This is a genomic window from Pseudomonadota bacterium (assembly GCA_039028935.1).
Classification (GTDB): Bacteria; Pseudomonadota; Gammaproteobacteria; order Steroidobacterales; family SZUA-146; genus SZUA-146.
In genome coordinates, this window is sequence record JBCCHD010000080.1 from 1 (window position 1) to 3,456 (window position 3,456).

4 protein-coding genes and 1 rRNA gene are annotated in these 3,456 nt (G+C 54.9%); 3 read left to right on the forward strand and 2 right to left on the reverse strand.

What is annotated here, in order from left to right; all coding sequences use genetic code 11:
* Positions 1 to 84: 84 nt before the first annotated feature.
* Positions 85 to 297: a hypothetical protein gene (locus tag AAF465_17350; protein MEM7084490.1), complete on the forward strand. Its 213-nt coding sequence runs from the start codon at positions 85 to 87 to the stop codon at positions 295 to 297.
* Positions 298 to 407: 110 nt separating this feature from the next.
* Here AAF465_17350 and AAF465_17355 read toward each other — a convergent pair whose 3' ends face one another.
* A complete protein-coding gene (locus AAF465_17355) occupies positions 408 to 689 on the reverse strand; it encodes an SCP2 sterol-binding domain-containing protein (protein MEM7084491.1) in 282 nt (93 codons plus the stop codon).
* 316 nt (positions 690 to 1,005) lie between these two features.
* On the opposite strand from AAF465_17355, the gene AAF465_17360 reads away from it, so the two are divergent.
* Positions 1,006 to 1,599: a hypothetical protein gene (locus AAF465_17360; protein ID MEM7084492.1), complete on the forward strand. Its 594-nt coding sequence runs from the start codon at positions 1,006 to 1,008 to the stop codon at positions 1,597 to 1,599.
* 149 nt (positions 1,600 to 1,748) lie between these two features.
* On the opposite strand, the gene AAF465_17365 is transcribed toward AAF465_17360, so the two are convergent.
* Positions 1,749 to 2,285 (reverse strand): hypothetical protein, encoded by a 537-nt coding sequence (locus AAF465_17365; protein MEM7084493.1) that lies wholly within the window; start codon positions 2,283 to 2,285, stop codon positions 1,749 to 1,751.
* Between the two features lie 816 nt (positions 2,286 to 3,101).
* Here AAF465_17365 and AAF465_17370 point away from each other — a divergent pair.
* A 16S ribosomal RNA gene (locus tag AAF465_17370) occupies positions 3,102 to 3,456 on the forward strand; the annotation flags it as partial.

Below are 3,456 nucleotides of genomic sequence, written 5' to 3' on the forward strand. Positions count from 1 at the left end.
ATGGTGTTCAAAAAATAGCCACTTGTGAGCATTTTCCGGTCAATCCGCTCACAAAATCATCACAGAATTGACGGCACGCTCAAGATGCGTTTAGATCTGGGTGTGCACGCGTCATCCGCACATCACAATAAAGGGTTCAATGCATCGTCCAGGCAGCACTGGGGAGTGCTGAAAAATGGGGTACACACCGAGGAGTCTGTCATCGCCTTGCTGCGCTTGATGGGCAGCAATCATGTTGACAGTGCGCTTCGGATCAACCTGCCGCAGACGGTTATATGGCGATTGAGTAAACGCTAACGGAAGGCGAATAAACCAAAACGAAAAAAACCCGGCCGTCGGAGGGACGATTGCCGGGTTTTTTGTGTGGCTAGGCCGGGCTGGAATAGCACCGACTCGGTCGCAATGTCTTAGATAAGACTGCCGAGTTTCATCGCCACGCCCATGTTGCCATCGATTTTGAGCTTGCCCTGCATAAAGCCCATAGTGGGATTGAGGTCCCCTTTGACCAACGCCATGAGGTTCTCGGTGGTGATGTCGACGGTGCATTCGGCGTCTATATCGTCGGTGGTGAGTTCGTTTTTGTTTATGACCAGCACGCCGTCCTCGCCGCAGTTGAACTTGATGACGTGCTCAAATCCTGATTTGGCGACGCGATCGCTGATCAGGTCTTTAATGGCCTCAATACTCATAGTGTTCCCCGTACCCGAAAAAAGTAAAAACAGACCTTAGCCCAAATCGGTGGTGCGTCGCAATGAATTGTCGCCTTATCGACGCGGGTCGTCAGAGGTGTTGCCGGCGGAACCACACAGCGGCGAAATTTCGGACATCCATGTCGGCTTTATTGTTCAAATTGAGTCGCTTAGTCATTGTCAGCCTGCTATTCTCAACGGGCTAAAAAGTGTGGGGCGCAGCGCGTGTGCTGCGTCGGAAAACCACAACACCAAAAGAACGGACACGCAGCGATCAGGGAGAGTCGTGAGTGTCGTCATTTTAGGGGAGAAATACGTGTTTCAAACTGTAACTGCACGCTTGTCAAAAGGCGTGGTGGCAAGAGCGGCCGCCATCTGTCTCGTGTTTGCGATGGGAAATGCTGCCTCAGCAGCGGTCTTTAACATTGCCATCGATGCCGAAACCATCGATGGGCTTGGTGCACCGGGCAATCAAGTTGTGACCATTGATCTGGCGACTGCCCTTGGCGGCGCGGCTGGATCGGAAGTGCTGATCGATGCGATCGGTTGGGACCTCACGGTTGAGACGGTGGGCGCCTCGTGGATGAGTGAAGCTACCCTCGGGTTAGGCGATTCGGCGGGTGCGGCTTTGTTTGTGAGTCCAGGTGCCGGTTTCGATGCGCCGGGAACCATGCTGTTCTCGACCGGTGGATTAATCGATCTGGTTGGCTTGGATTTGGAGTTCACGTTGTCGGATGGCGTTCTGGTTATCGAGTTCTTCGAGGGCTTTGATGATGTGGCCGGCATGACCGATGCGTTCTTGAACGGCTCAATCGATATCTCGGCAAATCTGACCGCCGTGCCGGTACCTGCCGCTGTTTGGCTGATGGGATCGGCACTGCTTGGATTGGTGGGTCTGCGACGTCGCTAAGCACGTCTCATATCGATCGTCGAGAAGATCGACACCAAAACGCGGCACCGGGGCATCCGGTGTCGCGTTTTTTTGTTGCGGATCGGAATGCCCACCGAAGCCGTATCGTGGCGTGGACTGTACAGGCGTGTGGGCGGCGCGCGGCGAGACTACTGGGCGAACGGCGTCTCGGGCGTCGTGTCACAGTCGGCGATGGGTTTGGGTTGATTGGTTGAGTCGGTTAGCCAGCACTGATCGAACACCGAGCAGTAGCACAGCGTGAGGTGAGTGGGGTCTGATTTAGCGATCGCCAACGCGAGCGCGTTATCCTGCGTTATAAACACATTGAGCTCTTTACCGGGTGACAGCACGCGCGTAGAAATATGCGATTGCATAAAGTTAAACGACGGCACATCAAACTCGGCGTTCGCCCATTTCGCCCACGTGGTATACCGCGTTTGATTATGCTCGAGCACGGCGTAGCGAATCACCGCCGGACCGGTGCCCTGATTGCTGACCGTGAACGAAAGGCTTTGGCCATCGAAGGAGCGGCCGATTTCCAGTCGCGGCCAGGTTGAGGCGCGCGCGAACGAGCGGTCAATCCAAGCGGAGTAGACCGACACCAGCACGGCGGCGACGCTGACGATCACCGCCGACAGCGCGACGATCATCTCGGTTTTTTGATACCACGGCGTTGTGTCGCTCACGTCTGCATCCAAAAGTAGGGGTTCGCCAAGCTTATCACCGACCGCACTCAGGCTCCGGCATGAGCCTAAGCCCGGGCGTCCTTATGTTTGAACTTGGGTGATTCGCGTAGCGTAACGGGGGCGTTGGCGCCCGGGCCCGGTGGGTACAGTAGCCGGAGGTTGTCGGGGTGGTTGAGCTGGCTGACTGGGCCAAGCTGGCTGCGCTGGTCGTACCGAAGCCGGGCTCGCCGCAAACGGCGCGGGACTGTCAGGCTAAGCGACCGGTTTTCGGCGGGTGTTGCGTGTTGTCGGGCCGTGCGCGCTGCCCCAGCCGCCGATTCGATGGGCAAAAATCAGGGAGAACCCGGAGCAGGTTTTGCGCGCCTTTGCGCAAATGCCTGGGGACAGGCGGGAAAGGGCGAATATGCTGCCGCGCAAGAAAGATCCTAAGCAGTTGATTTTTAGTTTATTTAAGCCTCTCGCTGATCATTGTTTCGCCGATATGACAATTTCTTTGAAATTCCTGTTGACGTCGCTTTTAGAGTCCCTATACTGCGCCTTCCTCGTCGTGCACCGCACGGCAGGAATCACCGAGAAGAAACAACAAATTGTGCGAAGAGCCTTTAACTGTTCAAACGCATGATTTATACTTGTCGGCCGCCTAGCCCCCGTTGCTGGGCGTGTTTTTTAACAACTAAATCAGATAATTTGTGTGGGAGCTCGTATCGATGTGCGGACGCATATTGAATCGAGCGACCTTATACTCAATTACTTTTAAACAGTAATAGAGTCGGGAAGCAACATTCAAATTCAAAGCTTTAAGTTATACAGAAGTATAAAGTGAAGAGTTTGATCCTGGCTCAGATTGAACGCTGGCTGCATGCTTAACACATGCAAGTCGAACGGCAGCGCGAGGAGCTTGCTCCTTGGCGGCGAGTGGCGGACGGGTGAGTACAACTTAGGAATCTGCCTAGTAGTGGGGGACAACACGGGGAAACTCGTGCTAATACCGCATACGCCCTTCGGGGGAAAGCAGGGGATCTTCGGACCTTGCGCTATTGGATGAGCCTAAGCCGGATTAGCTTGTTGGTGAGGTAAAAGCTCACCAAGGCGACGATCTGTAGCTGGTCTGAGAGGACGATCAGCCACACTGGGACTGAGACACGGCCCAGACTCCTACGGGAGGCAGCAG

Excerpts from the sequence above, each read along its gene's own strand:
- AAF465_17355 (MEM7084491.1), bottom strand. The coding sequence starts at position 689 with ATGAGTATTGAGGCCATTAAAGACCTGATCAGCGATCGCGTCGCCAAA.
- AAF465_17350 (MEM7084490.1), top strand. The coding sequence starts at position 85 with ATGCGTTTAGATCTGGGTGTGCACGCGTCATCCGCACATCACAATAAA.